The organism is Paenibacillus sp. FSL L8-0638, from assembly GCF_038593075.1.
Taxonomy (GTDB): Bacteria; Bacillota; Bacilli; order Paenibacillales; family Paenibacillaceae; genus Paenibacillus; species Paenibacillus polymyxa_D.
Genome location: NZ_CP151960.1, coordinates 2359499 through 2374492, shown reverse-complemented (window position 1 = coordinate 2374492; position 14994 = coordinate 2359499). Strand labels below are relative to the sequence as shown.

General features: G+C 46.5%; 14 protein-coding genes and 2 pseudogenes. All 16 read right to left on the bottom strand.

All coding sequences use genetic code 11. From position 1 onward, the window contains the following. Positions 1 to 263 precede the first annotated feature (263 nt). The 16 genes and pseudogenes from MKY35_RS10900 to ssuE all read right to left on the bottom strand — a co-directional run bounded on the left by MKY35_RS10900 (position 264) and on the right by ssuE (position 14987). Positions 264 to 1232, bottom strand: coding sequence for an ABC transporter ATP-binding protein (locus MKY35_RS10900; protein ID WP_342446351.1), 969 nt, complete (start codon positions 1230 to 1232; stop codon positions 264 to 266). After that, the gene (locus MKY35_RS10895; protein ID WP_342446350.1) at positions 1225 to 2208 is read right to left on the bottom strand and encodes an ABC transporter ATP-binding protein; all 984 of its coding nucleotides are present in this window, start codon (positions 2206 to 2208) and stop codon (positions 1225 to 1227) included. Before MKY35_RS10895 ends, MKY35_RS10900 begins: the two co-directional genes overlap by 8 nt. 13 nt (positions 2209 to 2221) lie before the next feature. Further along, positions 2222 to 3148: an oligopeptide ABC transporter permease gene (opp4C, locus tag MKY35_RS10890; RefSeq protein WP_029519128.1), complete on the bottom strand. Its 927-nt coding sequence runs from the start codon at positions 3146 to 3148 to the stop codon at positions 2222 to 2224. Between the two features lie 15 nt (positions 3149 to 3163). Next, entirely contained in the window at positions 3164 to 4117 is a 954-nt protein-coding gene (locus tag MKY35_RS10885; protein WP_322252053.1) for an ABC transporter permease, read from the bottom strand. Positions 4118 to 4224: 107 nt separating this feature from the next. Further along, positions 4225 to 5949, bottom strand: a complete 1725-nt coding sequence (locus MKY35_RS10880) for an ABC transporter substrate-binding protein (protein ID WP_342446349.1) — start codon at positions 5947 to 5949, stop codon at positions 4225 to 4227. Positions 5950 to 6147: 198 nt separating this feature from the next. Then, positions 6148 to 7083, bottom strand: coding sequence for an ArsR family transcriptional regulator (locus tag MKY35_RS10875; protein ID WP_342446348.1), 936 nt, complete (start codon positions 7081 to 7083; stop codon positions 6148 to 6150). Between the two features lie 250 nt (positions 7084 to 7333). After that, positions 7334 to 7585 (bottom strand): annotated as a pseudogene (locus tag MKY35_RS10870) (hypothetical protein); the annotation flags it as partial. A 160-nt stretch (positions 7586 to 7745) separates the two neighbouring features. Further along, positions 7746 to 7889: pseudogene (locus MKY35_RS10865) on the bottom strand (dockerin); the annotation flags it as partial. Next, positions 7889 to 9046 carry an amidohydrolase gene (locus MKY35_RS10860; RefSeq protein WP_342446347.1) on the bottom strand — a complete coding sequence of 386 codons (1158 nt, stop codon included), beginning with the start codon at positions 9044 to 9046 and terminating at the stop codon, positions 7889 to 7891. The pseudogene MKY35_RS10865 and the gene MKY35_RS10860, both read right to left, overlap by 1 nt. A gap of 56 nt (positions 9047 to 9102) precedes the next feature. Continuing rightward, positions 9103 to 10119 carry an LLM class flavin-dependent oxidoreductase gene (locus MKY35_RS10855; protein ID WP_342446346.1) on the bottom strand — a complete coding sequence of 339 codons (1017 nt, stop codon included), beginning with the start codon at positions 10117 to 10119 and terminating at the stop codon, positions 9103 to 9105. Between the two features lie 15 nt (positions 10120 to 10134). After that, positions 10135 to 10887, bottom strand: coding sequence for an amino acid ABC transporter ATP-binding protein (locus tag MKY35_RS10850; RefSeq protein ID WP_342446345.1), 753 nt, complete (start codon positions 10885 to 10887; stop codon positions 10135 to 10137). Continuing rightward, on the bottom strand, positions 10884 to 11594 hold the full coding sequence (locus MKY35_RS10845) for an amino acid ABC transporter permease (RefSeq protein ID WP_342446344.1): 711 nt from the start codon (positions 11592 to 11594) through the stop codon (positions 10884 to 10886). Before MKY35_RS10845 ends, MKY35_RS10850 begins: the two co-directional genes overlap by 4 nt. Next, on the bottom strand, positions 11591 to 12370 hold the full coding sequence (locus tag MKY35_RS10840) for an amino acid ABC transporter permease (protein ID WP_342446343.1): 780 nt from the start codon (positions 12368 to 12370) through the stop codon (positions 11591 to 11593). The genes MKY35_RS10845 and MKY35_RS10840 overlap by 4 nt, the downstream gene beginning before the upstream one ends. A gap of 76 nt (positions 12371 to 12446) precedes the next feature. After that, positions 12447 to 13298: a transporter substrate-binding domain-containing protein gene (locus tag MKY35_RS10835; RefSeq protein ID WP_342446342.1), complete on the bottom strand. Its 852-nt coding sequence runs from the start codon at positions 13296 to 13298 to the stop codon at positions 12447 to 12449. 160 nt (positions 13299 to 13458) lie between these two features. Then, the gene (locus MKY35_RS10830; RefSeq protein WP_342446341.1) at positions 13459 to 14349 is read right to left on the bottom strand and encodes a LysR family transcriptional regulator; all 891 of its coding nucleotides are present in this window, start codon (positions 14347 to 14349) and stop codon (positions 13459 to 13461) included. Positions 14350 to 14456: 107 nt separating this feature from the next. Continuing rightward, the gene (ssuE, locus tag MKY35_RS10825; RefSeq protein WP_342446340.1) at positions 14457 to 14987 is read right to left on the bottom strand and encodes an NADPH-dependent FMN reductase; all 531 of its coding nucleotides are present in this window, start codon (positions 14985 to 14987) and stop codon (positions 14457 to 14459) included. Between the last annotated feature and the right edge of the window lie 7 nt (positions 14988 to 14994).

Below are 14994 nucleotides of genomic sequence, written 5' to 3'. Positions count from 1 at the left end.
TAAAGCTCCTCCTTGTGATATATGCCAATCATGAAGGTTCACCATCACTACCACGAGATTGATGAACACGGATATGAACATGATTTCACACCATAATAGTAATCATTACGATTACTATTTAATATAACGCTGCTCCAAGCGTGTTGTCAACCCAAGCGGTTTGAATCACAACAACATTAAAAAGCCGTTGAAACAGTAGACCTCTTCACTCTTGTGAACGGTCTGCCGTTTCAACGGCTTTAAAATTTGCTGACTGACTCCGTTTATTCAGCCAAATGGCAAGCTACCCAGTGATCTGGACGAGCCTCACGATAGAGTGGAATCTCTTTGGAGCAACGATCGATTGCAAAGGGGCAGCGAGTATGAAACTTGCAACCCGAAGGCGGATTCACCGGACTTGGAATATCCCCCTTGAGCAAAATGCGTTCTCTTTTCAACTTCGGCACCGGAATAGGCACAGCCGACAGCAACGCCTTCGTATACGGATGCAACGGATTCCCGAATAGCTCGTCACGCGAAGCCGTTTCGACCATGGAGCCTAGATACATTACGCCAATACGGGAACACAAATGTTCCACCACGCTCAAATCATGCGAGATGAACAAGTATGTCAGACCCCGTTCGGCCTGCAATTTGGCGAATAGGTTAATAATCTGCGCCTGTATGGACACATCCAGCGCCGATACCGGCTCATCAGCGATAATTAGATCCGGCTGAAGCGCCAACGCTCGGGCAATGCCGATCCGTTGACGTTGACCTCCCGAAAATTCATGGGGAAAACGGTCGATATGATACTCTGACAATCCACATAGCTTGAGCACGTCCAGCACAATCTGCCGGACCTCCTCCTTCGTTGCTATACCGTGATCCAGTAGCGCCTCACCAATGGCATCACCAATCCGTACACGGGGATTCAGCGAGCTATACGGGTCTTGAAAGATCAGCTGAATTTTAGGACGAAGTTCCTGCATCCCTTTGGCAGACAAGCTGTGCAGATCCACCCCTTTGTATTTTATGGTACCGTCCGTTTTATCCGTCAATCTAACAATCGTGCGGCCCACCGTGCTTTTACCGCTCCCCGATTCCCCTACCAATCCAAAGGTTTCCCCCTGACGGATCGTAAAGCTGATATCGTCTACCGCCCGCACATGTCCTGAAGTACGGTTCATAAACCCGGACTTCACCGGAAAGTATGTTTTTAAGCGGTCTATTTCCAACAATGGCTCAGCCATGAACAACCGCCTCCTCATATAGCCAGCAGGATGCTTTCTGCTGAGCTGAAACTTCTTTTAATGTAGGCTCTTTTATACGGCAAATGTCCATGCAATACCCACAGCGGTCGTGAAAATAACAGGAAGTCGTCAGCTCCAGCGGATTAGGGACCTGCCCGGGGATGGAATACAGTTCCTCTTGGCGCTGATTAAGCACCGGTTTGGACTTTAGTAACCCCTGTGTATAAGGATGCTTGGGATGATTGAACAGCTGTACCACTTCGCCTTCCTCGACGATCTTGCCTGCATACATCACTATGACGTAATCAGCCATTTCGGCGACAACACCCAGATCATGGGTGATTAGCATGAGCGACATATTGGATTGGGCTTTAAATTCACGCAGCATGTCGAGAATCTGTGCTTGAATTGTTACATCCAATGCCGTGGTCGGCTCATCCGCAATAAGCAGCTTGGGACTGCAAGAAACAGCAATGGCAATCATAATGCGCTGCAGCATTCCTCCGCTCAGTTCATGCGGATAGCTTTTTAATATCTGCTCCGGTCGGGATATGCCGACCTGTTCAATCAGTTCCAGTGCTCGCTTACGAGCTTCCTTACGGCCCATTTTCAAATGTTCAATCAGTGGTTCGGATAGCTGTTCACCAATGGTCATGACTGGATTCAATGAAGACATCGGCTCCTGAAAGATCATGGATATTTCATGCCCGCGAATCGTGCGCATCTCATTTCTGCTAAGCTCTAGCAGATCGGTTTCCTCAAAACGGATGCTTCCGCCTACCACTTTACCACCAGGACTCTGGATGAGACCCATGATCGACATCGCGGTAATACTTTTGCCGCAGCCCGATTCACCGACAATGCATACCGTTTCCCCCGGCTTCACACGGAAGCTGATATCATCCACCGCTTTGACCGTTCCTCCTTCTGTATAAAAATGAGTGCTTAAATGTTCAATGGAAAGTAAATTGTCCATGGTGTATGATCACCTACCTCTTATGTTTCGGGTCAAGTACATCCCGCAGCCCGTCACCAAAAATATTAATAGCGATAACTGTAGCAAAAATAGACAGTCCTGGCGGTATCCACAACCACGGTCGTTGCTGAAAATCCAGCACATTGTTAGCGGCATCGATCATATTGCCCCAAGTTGGTGTCGTGGGCAGCACGCCAAGGCCAAAGAAGCTGAGTACAGATTCACTCAAGATAGCTCCACCAATATTCAATGTAGCGATAACGATCAACAACGGCAAAATATTCGGCAGCAGATGCTTGAACAGCTTTCGACGATTCGAGAGTCCCAGTACCGTCGCGGCTTGCATAAATTCACGTTCCCGCAAACTAAGCATCTGGCCCCTCACCATCCGTGCAATCCCCGGCCAGTTGACCAGACTAAGCATCAGCATGACAATATACATCCGTTGATCGGGTGGAACCTTCCAGTCAGATAGCAGCGCGCCCATAATAAATAGCAGGGGCAAACTGGGAATTGTCAGCAGCAAATCAGCAACGCGCATAATAATCTGATCTGCAATCCCGCGAAAATATGCGGATATGACCCCCAGTGTAGCCCCCAAAAAGACTGACAATACCATGGAAGCCAAACCCACGGTAAGAGAAATTTGACCTGCCTGCATCACACGTGTCAGCACATCCCGTCCCAGCTTGTCTGTTCCTAACCAGTGATGGATATTTGGCGCCTTGTTCATCATTAATATATTTGTTTTATTATCGGAATAAGGAGAAAATAGCGGGCCGATAAAACAGAGCAAAAACATAAATACCACGACGAGCAGACCAGCCATAGCAAGCTTGTTTCTGAACAGCTGCCGGAGCGCTTGCTGCCACATTGAAGATTTAACAGTTGCTTGCAGTCTGCCGTTGCTCTTGCTCAAATTACTGCTCACGGATGACATTCCTTAGCCCCCTTCTTACACTTTCACACGCGGGTCCGCGATGCGATATAAAATATCGGACAATAGTGTCCCGATCACGCTCAATATGGCAATTAGCATCGTAAAGCCCATAAGTAGCGGATAATCCCGGAGCGAAAAGGATTGCATGTACAACTGACCGATTCCCGGCCAATTAAAAATCTTTTCAATAATCAGGGACCCGCCAAACAGTGCAGGTAATTCGAAGCCAACGAGCGTAATGGCAGGCAGTAATGCATTTCTCAATGCGTGCGTAAAAAGTACCTTTCTTTCCTTTAAGCCCTTTGCACGGGCTGTGCGTATATAATCCTGCTGGATCACGTCGATCATATTGCTACGGAAGTAGCGGGTCAGCGAACCCAGTCCCAGCAGCGTCATAACGATCACTGGCAAGGTCATATGCTGGAGAACCTCCTTCACATACTCCATACCTGTAGCGTTACTGCCCGTATTGAGCATGCCACCGGGTGGCAACCACTTCAGGTCAACCGCTGCGATTTTAATCAGATACAGCCCGATAAAAAAAGAGGGCACAGACATGGCAGCGAAAATCACTACCATTACCAACGTATCAAACCATGAATACTGCTTATAAGCAGCAACCACACCAATAATGACCGCGATAAACCAGGTCAGGAAGGTCGATATAACGGCCAGCAAAAACGAGTTCCAGATATATTCATTAAATAAGGTCAGCACCGGCTTCTGCTGGGCAAGCGAATAGCCAAAATTGCCATGCAGCGCATTGCCTAGCCAATTTCCATAGCGTTCAAGAATAGGCTTATTTAGGCCGTAAATTTCCCTCAGCTCCGCCTTTCTCTCTGGCGACAGCTTCAGATTGCCGCTAATGAAATCTCCCGGTGTCATGGCATACAGGAAAAAAATCATCATCGATGCGGCCAACAAAATAATAACCATATACGTCAGTCTTTTCGTTAAAAACGAGCTCATGACAGACTCCTTTCAATTCAAGGTCAGGCTACTCATTACGTTTCCCCCATTTGGGAGGCCCCTTGATCCGAACCTGATGTTCTTCACAAGGGGCCCGCAAATGTGGCTTATTTAAGGGACCATTCGAACAGATTACCAGACAAGCCAATGAACGGACTGACCTTTACATGTTCCATCCGACCATTGTAGGCATACACCGTCTTCTTATAGTTGGTAAAAATAACGGGCAGTTCATCGTTTAGCAGCGCATATAATTCTTTATATATTTTCTTGCGTTCTTCCATATTCGTCGTAGACAAGCCTTTTTCATATAGCTCTTTTACCTTTGGATTGTTATATCCCTTGACTTCTCCATTGACGAATTGCTCGATTCCATCCGATGGATCTGTCAGCATGCCTGTCGAGAAGGCGGCGAGATCATAATCTTTACCTTCTACTTTGGCTACCATTGCATTAAAGTCTGCAAAGATTTCCGGCTGAAGGTCAACACCAATCGCTTTGTAATTTTCAGCCGCAAGCGCAATAAAGGTGTCTGTTTCTGGACGTTTAGAGGTCAGCAGGTGAATGGTCAGCTTCTGACCGTTTTTCTCACGGATACCGTCACTACCTTCTACCCAACCCGCTTCATCCAGCAGCTTTTTCGCTTGCTCCGGGTCGTAGTTGTATGGATTGATTCCATCGGTCGTGTAAGACCAGAATATTGGGGAAGCTGGAATGTTTGCGACCGCCCCTGCTCCCTGAGCTGCATCGACATAAATGCTTTTCCGATCCAGTCCATAGGTCAATGCTTGACGAACCTTTTTATCCTTAAGCTTTTCATTTTCAAGATTTACTTGCAAATATCCGTAAGTGCTAGGGGTATACGGCAAAATGTTTAAAAAGCCAAGCCCTTTCAGTTTGTCAATATTTTCCTGAGTTGCGGTGAAGGATGCAAAGTCGGTATCGCCCGTTTCAATAAACTGCCAAGCATCGCCTTCCGCTGTTTTGTAAATGAAATGCTGTGTTTTCGGTTTTCCTTTGAAAAAGTGATCATTCGCCTCCAGACGAACTTCTTGCCCCGGAATGAATTTTTCCAGCTTATAAGCCCCATTCCCCAGAGGACTACTATGTAGATTCTTAAAATAATCCAGCTGTCCAAACTTATAATCCTTGCCGTAGTAGGCTTTGGACAGTACATTGTCACCCAAAATCGGCAGAGCCAGCGCGTTTGGTTTTTCCAACGTCGCAGAAATGGTCTGCGCATCAATCACCTTGATTCCTTCAATTTGTTTGGCCTTGCCTTCCGTATAGGCGTTGCCGCCTTTAATGTTCAGCTTTCGGATTTGACTGTCGCCAGGATAGGCTTTGTCATAGATCAACGTCCAGGTAAAAGCGACATCTTCTGCTGTCAAAGGGGAGCCATCACTGAATTTAGTACCGGGAACCAGATGAAATGTATACGTTAGATTATCTTTAGAAATATCCCAGCTCTTCGCCAGATTGGGCAGCGGAAGCCCCTTCTCGTCTACCGTAACCAGCGGAGTCCACAATTGCGAAATCACGTTGCCGTCATAGCCGCTTTGGTTAAAATACGGAGTGAATACCCCGGCCGGGTCAGTCAGACCCACAATAATGGTGTCGTTTCTTTTTTTGGATACTTCCGGCAATTTGGACATATCAGAAGCCTTTACCAAACTTGTTAATGGCTGCGCTGTAGTAGTTGTCTGTGTGTCCCCATTATTTTGGGCAGTAGCATTGTTGGAGCTGTCCGATCCACCGTTAGAGCAAGCAAACAGCAAGGTAGAGCTCGCCAGAAGTAGACTGCTAAGTAAAATAATACTCTTTTTCAACATAATCCCCCCGAGTTAAATTATTAAATTCCGATAGAACAAGTTGTGATTAAGAAGATAAACCTCATTATAGGAATTTATTGGGGTTCTGTAAAGGGAGAACTACATTTTTTATGTAAAAAAAAGACGTAAACTCATCCGGATTCCAAATGATCGACGTCTATTTGTTTAAAGTGTTAAAGTCTGACGGGTGCGTGCAGCCTAATTTCGCTCCATATAGCCAAAAATGCTCCGATGCATTTCATCCACAGCCGAAAGCCGTGCGCTATATCCGAGTAATGTTTCGCCATCAAAATGTGCATGGATGAAGCCGGAGGCCCGGAGCTTAAAAATATGGTCGTGCGTGATTCCCTTGGACAGCTTGAGATGACGGACAATCTCAATAAAGGTTCGTGGAGACTGGCTTTGATACAAATATTTTAAAATCCTAAGCCTGCTCTTCTCCCCCAAGCTTCGGATCATTCGATATTCCTGTGGGGATAAAAAATCTTCCTCCTGAACATAAATTCCTGCCGAGTAATGGCACAACAGGAGCGACCCAAATCGATAAATAATATTTATCGGCTGAAAATGGTATTGAGGCACCAGCAACACGCGCGTCAGTCCCTCGGAAGGCTCGAACCGGAAGCCATTAGTGGTACGATCCACCCACTCCATAGAGCTATATACGCCCTTCTCCTTATTTCTTCGTTCAGCTTCCTGTTCCAGACCGCTTAGAATACTTATATCCACATGGCGAAAATACTCTTCGTCCCAGCCAGATAGCAGTTGCAAAGCAAGTTTGCGAAGCTTCTCCATGTCGTCAGGCAGCGGAATCCCATAGGCTGATGCCTGTTGTTTTAATTCCTGTAAAGTCCGATTCTCCAGATGGTCTACGACCTCTTCAACGCCCCCCTGATCAGAAAGCATACAGACAAGTCCATAAATAACCTTCCAATCTGCATTGATTTCCATGGACTCCAGCAATTCGGACAAACCTGGTGACAGCGTTCCACGCACTTGCTCCGCCCACCCGGCTGATAAGTCGGTCTTCTTGTAAGCCTTGCGGCAAATAAAGGTGTGTAAGCTGCTGAGCAGCTCAAACACCGGTCCATATGCTACATGTACATCGTAAGGAGCATTCACGTCGTGACTCATCGCTTTCTGTCCTCTTTTCTATCATATCTGATGTCCATTATACATACTATCGTACACCTGTTCATTCTTTGTGAGCCATTCGTACGAGAATTTAGCAAAACACAGATACAAATATGAACGTAATAAGCGTCATAATCAAGGCGCAAAAAAAGCCTGATCTCACCAGACTTTAACTGTTCAGCTATGAATTCAAAAAGGTTGTCTCCCACAAATATCGCAGGAGACAACCTTGGGTCAAATAGTATAATGTTTAAAGTTTGTTAACTGCTACTTTCCACTCTAAAATTCCTGTGGATGCTGAACCTTTGGATACCATTTCAATTCTTAATTTCGTTGTTTTTACAGGCGTAAAAGTAGTTGTATTATACTGGTCTGCCGAAGTACCCAATCCATTAGCCTGCTTGACATTGGACCAGCTGCGACCATTCCAATACTTAATCTTGTAAGACTTAGGAACATCAATGCCACCGCCATCTTTAAACCAATAGACATCCGTTTGGGATACCGTATATTCTTGATCAAAATCATATTGGACCCATTGTGTACCTGTCTCAGGCCAAAATGAAAAAACCGTTTATTCACTGAATCAATTCCATCACAGAATTTGATTTTGGAACAAACGGCTCTATTTATAAGCTTTTTCACACTACTCTAGTAATTTTTTAGCGGGTAGGAAAACGAGAGGTATCCTTCTTAACCCGGCTCCAGGTATAACGCAACATCCAGGTATCCCACTCTGTTATTTTGGGAGAAGTTCCGGCCCACATAATAGTTGGCACAGGAAAACCACCGCTAGGCTCATGCTCTACTCTATGGATTTCAATGCCGATTCAGCCAGTGAAGCCAGTAGCTTCGCTGTTCCCGGCAACGCACGTTCGTCCAAATCAAAGGCAGGATGATGCCATTCCTGGCTTCCCGCAGTGCCGACAAAGACAAATACACCTGGGATGTTCTTCTGATAAAACCCAAAATCTTCGCTCGCCGAGGATGATATGGGACGAACGACATCCAGACCGACCGCTTCCGCCGCCTCTTCCGCGATGGCGGCCAACTTACCGTCATTCAGAACAGGTGGCGGGCCCTCAATCCAGCGGATGGTCGCTTTCGTGCCAAAAGCATCGGCAACACCTTTTACGACCTGCTCGAAGCGTTCAGTCACCTGAGCGCGAACATTCTCGTCAAATGTGCGGATTGTTCCGTCCAAATGGGCGCGGTCAGGAATGATGTTCCAGGCGTTGCCACTGTGCAGCTTCGTGACGCTAATGACCGCGCTATCCAGCGGATTAACGCTCCGACTCACAATAGATTGCAGCGCCGTAATGATATGTGACGATACCACGATGGGGTCAATCCCTGCATGCGGCACTGCAGCATGTGTGCTCAGACCCTCCACCTCGATGTAGAAACCATCCGCCGCTGCCATTAGCGGACCTTCTTTGATGCCGACCGTACCTACGGGCAGGTCTGGCTTGTTATGCAGGCCAAATATGGCCTGCACCCCTGCCAACGCACCACTGTCCAGCACTTGGACAGCGCCTTTGGCCTTTTCCTCAGCTGGCTGGAACACCAGCCGAACCGTGCCTTTCAGCTCCTGCTCCCGCTGCTTCAGGAGTATGGCTGCTCCTAACAAGGACGCGGTATGAAAATCATGCCCACAAGCATGCATCTTGCCCGGATGCACCGAAGCATAAGGCAATCCCGTCTCCTCCTGAATAGGCAACGCATCAATGTCTGCACGAAGCGCGACAGTTGGTCCCTCCTGCCGTCCGCCAATTTCCGCTACTAATCCGGTACGCAGCGGCACATCCAGAATCGTTATGTTCTGTTCTTCCAACAGACGTCGGATAAAGGCGGTAGTTTCAACCTCCTCGTTAGATAGCTCGGGATTTCGATGCAGATGGCGGCGAATATCCACCAGCTGCTGCTCCAAAACCTGCTCCTTCGTCCCGGTTGATCCACTCATCCCTATTCCTCCTTCGTGAACCCAAAATAGTTACAATTCTCTCAGACCAACAATTTCTAGGACTGCACAGGCAATCCGGCAAAAGCTTCATGCAACAACTCGAACGAGCGCACGCGCTTGTGTATATCTCTTATTCCTGTCGTAACGATCAGCTCATCGACCTGATACTTCGCTTGAATTTCCGTCAGGACAGCATAAATTTCGTCTTTATTCCCTTTGTTAATTTGCGCTTGTGTAGCTTCAATTGTATATTCTTCACCCGATTGCTTGCCGAACTCTTCTGCACTTTCCAACGTGCCCACCGTAGCCGTCTTGCCACTGGCCAGATGAATTTTGTACAGCTTGTGCTCCCCTGCTAACTCTGCAGCTTCCTCGGAAGTGTCCGCTACGATGACTGAAAGCGCAAAAAGAGCTTTCGGCTCACGTCCATAACTATAATCGAAAGACGCCCGATACGTACGGAATGAGTCCAATGCAACCTGCTCATTACTATTGATAAATTGCGAGAAAACGTAGGGCAACCCCAAACGCGCAGCAATTCCAGCACTGTCTGTACTTGTACCCAAAACGTAAATATCCGCTGGTATTTCTGGAATCGGATTCGCCTGTAACCCGGCTAACGGTCCTTCTTCAGACGGAATATTATGAATATAGCGACTTACTTCATCAATTTTTTCTTCGAGAGAAGGCGCGTCATGAACGTTTCGTTGTAACGCCTGTGTGGATTTCGGCAGCCCGCCCGGCGCGCGTCCGATTCCCAAATCTACGCGACCCGGTGCAAGAGAGGATAGTACATTAAAGTTTTCAGCTACTTTATAAGGGCTGTAATGCTGAAGCATCACTCCACCAGAACCGACTTTAATACGCTCAGTGCGTGCCAGCAAGTGGGAAATGAGTACCTCTGGCGAAGAGCCCGCAACCTGCTCGGAATCGTGATGCTCTGATACCCAGAAGCGCGTAAATCCCAATTCCTCTACACGCTGTGCTAGCTTAATCGTATTACGAAGGGCCTGCGCTGCCGTTTCCCCCTCGTGTATAGGGCTTTGATCCAATACTCCGATTTTAATACTCATTTCTCCCTCTCCCGTCTAAATTGAATAGTTATATTCCGGTGTAATCCGTTTCAGGAATTGTTTGGTACGTTCCTCTTTGGGGTGGTTAAAAATGTCTTCCGGTGTGCCTTCCTCGATAATATTACCGCCATCCATAAATACCACATGATTTGAAACATCGCGCGCAAAGCCCATTTCATGTGTAACGACAATCATGGTAATGCCTTCCTTCGCAATCTTGCGGATCACCGACAGCACCTCACCCACCAACTCAGGGTCCAGCGCCGAAGTCGGCTCATCAAATAAAATCACTTCCGGGTTCAGCGCCAAAGCACGCGCTATGCCGACACGCTGCTGCTGCCCGCCGGATAACTGGCTTGGATAATGATTTAGCTTTTCACCCAGACCGACCTTTTCCAGCACTTCAATGCTGATTTTCTTCGCTTCCTCCTGCTTGACCTTACGAACAACGACAAGTCCCTCCATGACATTTTCCAGTGCTGTTTTATGCTTGAACAAATTGTATTGCTGGAAAACCATAGCCGTCTTTTGACGCAAAGCCAAAACATCCTTCTTCGCAGGTCGCTTGCAGTTCACTGTAAAATCGCCAATGCTGACTTCCCCATCATTCGGCTTTTCCAGATAATTAATGCAGCGTAGCAGAGTCGTTTTTCCTGAACCGCTCGGGCCTAAAATAACGACGACCTCGCCTTTGTTCACAGTCAAATCAATGCCTTTGAGCACTTCATGTTTGCCGAACGACTTCGTAATATTTTGCAGACGGATCATGATGCTCGACCTCCATTAAACACATTGATTTTTTTCTCCACCAACCCAGATATTCGCTCAATCAATACCGTCAAGCCCCAAAATAGCAGTGCAGCTGCGATATATACCTCCAAATATTTCCAGTTGGTAGATGCCAGAATTTCAGCCTGTGCCTGGATTTCTGTGACCGAAACCGTGAAGGCCAAGGTAGAGCCATGAAGCATCCCAATAACGGAATTCGTCAGGTTTGGCAAACTCACCACGAACGCCTGCGGAAATACAATCCGTCTCAGCACTTGCCACGTCGTCATACCGACGGCATATGCCGCCTCGATCTGCCCCTTATTGACCGATTGAATTCCAGAACGGACGACCTCAGACATATACGCGCCACTAGTAATGGAAAATGAAATGAGTGCAAATACCATATAAGGGACATCTTTGGATTGTAACGACCAGCCGAAATGCTTCACTCCCGCATCAATCAACAAAGGCAAACTGAAATAAATAAGCAGCAAATGCATCAGCATCGGTGTACCACGGATAAAGGTAACGTAACCGTGAGAAATCTGGGACAACACAGGAACCTTATAGATTCGCGCCAGCGCCGTTATCATACCGATGACCAAACCTGCCAGTACGGAAACTACCGTAATAATTAAGGTATTGGGCAGCGCGGAGAACAACCCTAAAAAGGCAGTATATATAAATCCAAAATCCAGACTCATATGCCTTTACCTCCTTTACTAAGACGGGGACTTCTCAGGTAGCGCACCACAAAACTTTTTCGTTTTTCGGGTTCTTTCTGCACTTCATCCCGATGCTCATGCCGGAGAAGCATATCTTCCAGCACCTTGAACAATTTTTGTAAAATCAGACTGATCACCAGATAGATAAGGGATAACGCGATATAGGTTTCAACAAAATGCTGGGTAGCCGACCCTAATGTCTGTGATTTCCCTGTCATCTCCATCGCTCCGATCGTAAATGCCAGCGAAGTATCCTTTAGATTGCCAATCACCAGATTGGAAAATACCGGAACCACCACAGCCAGCGCTTGCGGCATTATGATACGTGTAAAGGTCTGATAGCCTGACATGCCGACGGACTGTGCAGCCTCGATTTGTCCTCGGTCTACTGCCTCTACTCCTGACCTGATAATTTCGGAAATAAAGGCTCCACTATTGAGTCCGTAGGTCGCTACAGCAAACCACAGCACATCCCATCTGGAGGAATTGATATCCACCAGCTTTAGTAGCTCTGGCAGGCCGTAATACACCAGAAACAATTGGATTAGAATAGGTGTTCCGCGAAAAAAGGAAACATACACCTGAGAAACACGTTTGAGAAATGGAATGTTATACATGCGAGGCAGCGCAACCAACAGACCAATGATAAGCCCCAATACAAGCGAGCTTGCTACAATAAACAAGGTGATGTGTAAGTAAGACAGCATTTTCGGGATAAAGCTAAAAACATAGTCAATATTGAACTCTCTGCTCATATGCCTGCCCCCTTTCTATACATCAGCGGTCAGAATACATAGAGTACCCTGACCGCTGAAATGTCCAAGTCTATCCTTACTTTTTACTGCTGCTACCTTCTTTTTTTACATCTTCCAGAGACTTCGTGAAATCCTCTCCAAGCCATTTAATGCTCAGCTTCGACAGCGTACCGTCGTCCTTCACTTCCTGAATGGCTTTGTCAAGGTCATCCGCCAACCCTTGCTCATTTTTGTTCAGTACATACAGTACATCCGATTGAGTCAAAGGATCACCAACGGTTTTCAGAGCTACTTCTCCTTTTTCATCGGTGTTAAAACGGTTCGCAAAGTCTGTCGTAACGGTAGCATCTATACGGCCACTCGTAATTTGTTGCACCGTATCATTGGCCGCACCACTCGTATAAACGATATTCAGGGCATCTCCATGGTTTTTGTTATATTCTTTTAGCACATACGCCGCATTACTGGTTGGGCTGGTGAGTACCTTTTTCCCTTTCAAATCATCAATGGAGTGAATGGTATTGTTATCCTTCGCTACAGCGACTCTGTTCAGAAAAATGCTATATGGATTTTTGTTGAACAGATACTTGGCTTCACGCTCCGGGTTTTTTTCCATTTGATGCGATACCAGATCAATCTTGCCGGCATCGAGACTTAGCAGCAAATTTCCAAAGTCCATCGTTTTGAATTCAAATTCGTATTGAGGTAGGCGCTTGTCCAGCTCCTTAATCAGCTCCACATCAAAACCTGTTAAATTTCCGTTTTCGTCAATAAAGCATACATTTTTGAATTGAGTACCTGTGCCTACGATAATTTTCTTCACGTCTCCGCTTGAACCTGACGCGCTAGACGCGTTATCTGAGGAACTGCAGCCTGCCAACACCAGGATGATTGCCATAACAGACAATATTGCAAACCACTTTTTCATATGAATCCCCCTCATCTCTTTGTATATCAGCAGTTTGCGACATACATGGTAGCTATAATACTCAATTATACATAATTCCTATAAATTTAATCGGTTTTAGGATGTGATTAATTTAACACCTGGATACCTATACGTCAATCCACCAAGCTATAGAACTTTTCTATAACAGAACAGCACCCCGGAAACCTTCTGTCAGTGCATCTGCAAAATCCGAGGTCACTGCACAGTCCTCTTTGGTCACAATTATGCTAATCTGCATCGACACCCCAGCTATCTCTGGAACATGGATACGGAACAGTTTCTGATCTTTCACTTCACGGTTTACACAGACATCTGGCAAGAAGGCAATACCCGCTTCTTCCAATACCAGCTTTTTGGCCGTGACCACATTGTCTACCTGAAAAGCAATGTCTGGTGGCTGCTCCAGTGATTCAAAAGCGCGATGAATCCTCATCCAATCTAGTGATCCGCATTCAAAAAACACCAGTGTTTCACGTTGAATATCCTGTATGCTGGCCTTTCCTGTCTTCATAAACGGATGGCCGTCGTATACATACAGGGAAATCGGATCTTCATAAAAAGCAAGCGTACGGATAGCCGGATGCATCACTTTACGGACAAAACTAATGTCTACCTCACGGTTCAACAGTTTATGTACCAGTTGATCCGTCGTTGCCGTCACAATTTTGTAGCTAACCTCTGGATAACGGGCACGAAGCTGCTTTAATATCTCTGGAATAATGTAGTTCGACACCGATATCGTGCAGCCAATTCGAATTTGTTGAGGGGCTTTCTTACGCTGTTGGAGCTTTTGCTTCCCTTTTTGCAGCACCTGAAGCATCTGCTCCGCATAAGGAAGAAACTTTCGTCCATCCTCTGTCAGAACCGTTTGCTTGCTTTGACGGTCGAACAGCTTGCATTCTAGCTCGCGCTCTAGCGTCTGAATCCGGGCTGTAACAGAGGGCTGGGACAAGAACAAGGCTTCTGCCGCCTTATTAAAGCTCCCATAATGATTCACGTATACAAAGGCTTCCATATTCTCGATATTCATACGCAAGTCCCCCAGTAAGTTTTATATACACTTATCCAATATGTTAACTTGGTTTTTTGTATCATAAAACTCACTGAACGACCTGTCAATGGACATATTGAAAATATCTATAATTTTAATAGCCCATTTAGTTCTTTAACAGAACGTTCCAACCGTGCAACCAATTCTTCGGACACCCCGTACGCTCCATCCGGCAGACGTTCGACCCACTGATCCACTGCATACACCCCGCCAAGAATATGTCTTCCGCCCAGTGCATTAATAACCGGCTTCAATGCATAGTCAATGACCAGCAGGTGAGCCAGTGTGCCTCCGATAAATAAAGGCAAGACAGGTTTCCCTCTTAGTCCCTCCTGCGGAACCAAATCCAGGAATATTTTCAATAGTCCTGAATAGGACGCCTTATAGACTGGAGAAGCCACAATGACGGCATCCGCTGCTGCAATCAGCGCAAGTGATGCTGTGATATCAGGGCTGTTAAAGTTAGCTGTGACTAGATCCTCCGCTGGCAAGTCGACCACATTCAGCAGTTTGACCTCCGCTCCAGCCTGCTGCAACTGCTCCGTTGTATAGTGAATCAAGCCGTATAAACGGGATTGTGTAGACGGACTGCCTGATAGGATGACAACCTTGGACATATTTTTT

Bases quoted from the DNA above. Each gene is read 5' to 3' on its own strand.
- MKY35_RS10845 (WP_342446344.1), bottom strand. From the start codon at position 11,594: ATGAGTCTGGATTTTGGATTTATATATACTGCCTTTTTAGGGTTGTTC.
- MKY35_RS10840 (WP_342446343.1), bottom strand. From the start codon at position 12,370: ATGAGCAGAGAGTTCAATATTGACTATGTTTTTAGCTTTATCCCGAAA.
- MKY35_RS10880 (WP_342446349.1), bottom strand. From the start codon at position 5,949: ATGTTGAAAAAGAGTATTATTTTACTTAGCAGTCTACTTCTGGCGAGC.
- MKY35_RS10875 (WP_342446348.1), bottom strand. From the start codon at position 7,083: ATGAGTCACGACGTGAATGCTCCTTACGATGTACATGTAGCATATGGA.
- opp4C (WP_029519128.1), bottom strand. From the start codon at position 3,148: ATGTCATCCGTGAGCAGTAATTTGAGCAAGAGCAACGGCAGACTGCAA.
- MKY35_RS10850 (WP_342446345.1), bottom strand. From the start codon at position 10,887: ATGATCCGTCTGCAAAATATTACGAAGTCGTTCGGCAAACATGAAGTG.
- MKY35_RS10830 (WP_342446341.1), bottom strand. From the start codon at position 14,349: ATGAATATCGAGAATATGGAAGCCTTTGTATACGTGAATCATTATGGG.
- MKY35_RS10885 (WP_322252053.1), bottom strand. From the start codon at position 4,117: ATGAGCTCGTTTTTAACGAAAAGACTGACGTATATGGTTATTATTTTG.
- MKY35_RS10895 (WP_342446350.1), bottom strand. From the start codon at position 2,208: ATGGACAATTTACTTTCCATTGAACATTTAAGCACTCATTTTTATACA.
- MKY35_RS10855 (WP_342446346.1), bottom strand. From the start codon at position 10,119: ATGAGTATTAAAATCGGAGTATTGGATCAAAGCCCTATACACGAGGGG.
- MKY35_RS10900 (WP_342446351.1), bottom strand. From the start codon at position 1,232: ATGGCTGAGCCATTGTTGGAAATAGACCGCTTAAAAACATACTTTCCG.
- MKY35_RS10835 (WP_342446342.1), bottom strand. From the start codon at position 13,298: ATGAAAAAGTGGTTTGCAATATTGTCTGTTATGGCAATCATCCTGGTG.
- ssuE (WP_342446340.1), bottom strand. From the start codon at position 14,987: ATGTCCAAGGTTGTCATCCTATCAGGCAGTCCGTCTACACAATCCCGT.
- MKY35_RS10860 (WP_342446347.1), bottom strand. From the start codon at position 9,046: ATGAGTGGATCAACCGGGACGAAGGAGCAGGTTTTGGAGCAGCAGCTG.